At 62.8% G+C, this 1,620-nt stretch carries 2 protein-coding genes and 1 pseudogene; all 3 read left to right on the top strand.

Going from position 1 to position 1,620, the window contains the following annotated elements:
* Positions 1-288, top strand: a pseudogene (locus HP546_RS30015) (23S rRNA pseudouridine(955/2504/2580) synthase); the annotation flags it as partial.
* Between the two features lie 3 nt (positions 289-291).
* Entirely contained in the window at positions 292-966 is a 675-nt protein-coding gene (locus tag HP546_RS30010; protein ID WP_172233436.1) for an HAD family hydrolase, read from the top strand.
* Positions 967-972: 6 nt separating this feature from the next.
* On the top strand, positions 973-1,620 hold a 648-nt coding region (locus tag HP546_RS30005; protein WP_172233433.1), incomplete at its 3' end, for a S49 family peptidase.

The raw sequence follows: 1,620 nt of genomic DNA, 5'->3' as shown, positions 1-1,620 counted from the left end.
GTGCTGCGCCGCTTTGGCGATTTCGCCACCATTGTCGAGGCGCGTCCCATTACCGGTCGCACCCATCAGATTCGTGTGCACACCCTGCATGCCGGGCACATGATTGCCGGCGACAGCAAGTATGGCGACGAAGACTTCAGTCGCGAGATCCGTGACCTGGGCGGCAAGCGCCTGTTCCTGCATGCGTATGCGTTGACCGTGCCTTTGCCGGACGGTGGTGAGCTGAAGCTCGAGGCACCGGTGGACGAAGTCTGGGCGAAAACCATCGAGCGGTTGAGTGCGCCCTGATCCATGAAAAAAGCCTATGAACTACTGATCTTCGACTGGGATGGCACGCTGGCCGATTCCATTGGGCGTATCGTCGAGGCCATGAATGCCGCCGCCGAGCGTGCCGGTGAGGCGCAAAGCAGCGATGATGCAGTCAAGGGCATTATCGGCCTGGCGCTTGGCGAGGCCATCCATACCCTGTATCCGCACCTGGAGCCGGCGCAGGTCGAGCGCTTTCGTCAGCACTATGCCGATATCTACATGGCGCTGGATCAGCAGCCATCGCCGCTGTTCGAGGGCGTCATCGAATCGCTGGATGCGTTCCGCGCCGAGGGCTACCGCCTGGCGGTAGCGACCGGCAAGGCCCGGCGCGGGCTGGACCGGGTGCTCAAGGCCAATGGCCTGGACCAGTTCTTCGACATTACCCGCGCCGCCGACGAAACCCGTGGCAAGCCGCATCCGTTGATGCTCGAGGAAATCCTCGGCCATTGTGGTGTCGAACCGGGGCGGGCGCTGATGGTCGGCGATTCGGCCTTCGACTTGCTGATGGCCAGCAATGCTGGCATGCATTCGGTGGCTGTGGGCTACGGTGCCATGTCGCTGCAGGCGCTGGCCGAATTTGCTCCGCAGGTGTGCATCGATCATTTTTCCCAGCTGCGCGAGTGGCTGGCGGGTTCCCTGATTCCACTTCCAAGGTAGGTAAGCATGGCAGACGAATGGAAAGCCCCCGAGGCCGAGGCCGAGCCCGAGGGGCGCGAAGAGCGCAAAAGCTGGAGGCTGCTGGAAAAGACCTTGCTGGCCAGCGTGCAGGAGCAGCGCCGGGCGCGGCGCTGGGGCATCTTTTTCAAGCTGCTGACCTTCGTGTATCTGTTCGGCCTGCTGGCGTTGTTTTCGCCGCTGATGGACATGGACAAGGCGGCGTCGCGCAGTGCCAGCCACACCGCGCTGGTCGAGGTGCGCGGGGTGATTGCCGATCAGGAGTCTGCCAGTGCCGACAACATCGTCAAAAGCCTGCGCGAAGCGTTCAAGGACGGCAAGACCAAGGGTGTGGTGATGCGCATCAACAGCCCGGGCGGCAGCCCGGTGCAGGCGGGTTACGTGTATGACGAGATTCGCCGCCTGCGTGCCGAGTACCCGGCCATCAAGCTGTATGCGGTGATTACCGACCTTGGCGCTTCCGGTGCCTATTACATCGCCAGTGCGGCAGACGAAATCTACGCCGACAAGGCCAGCCTGGTGGGCTCCATTGGCGTCACGGCGGCCGGTTATGGCTTTGTCGGCGCAATGGAGAAGCTGGGTGTCGAGCGGCGCTTGTACACGTCGGGCGAGCACAAGGCCTTCCTTGATCCTTTC

Source organism: Pseudomonas sp. CM25 (genome assembly GCF_013179705.1).
Classification (GTDB): Bacteria; Pseudomonadota; Gammaproteobacteria; order Pseudomonadales; family Pseudomonadaceae; genus Aquipseudomonas.
Note: the sequence above shows the minus strand (reverse complement) of the source record. Positions and strands in the feature narration are given on the sequence as shown.

Bases quoted from the DNA above. Each gene is read 5' to 3' on its own strand.
- HP546_RS30010 (WP_172233436.1), top strand. From the start codon at position 292: ATGAAAAAAGCCTATGAACTACTGATCTTCGACTGGGATGGCACGCTG.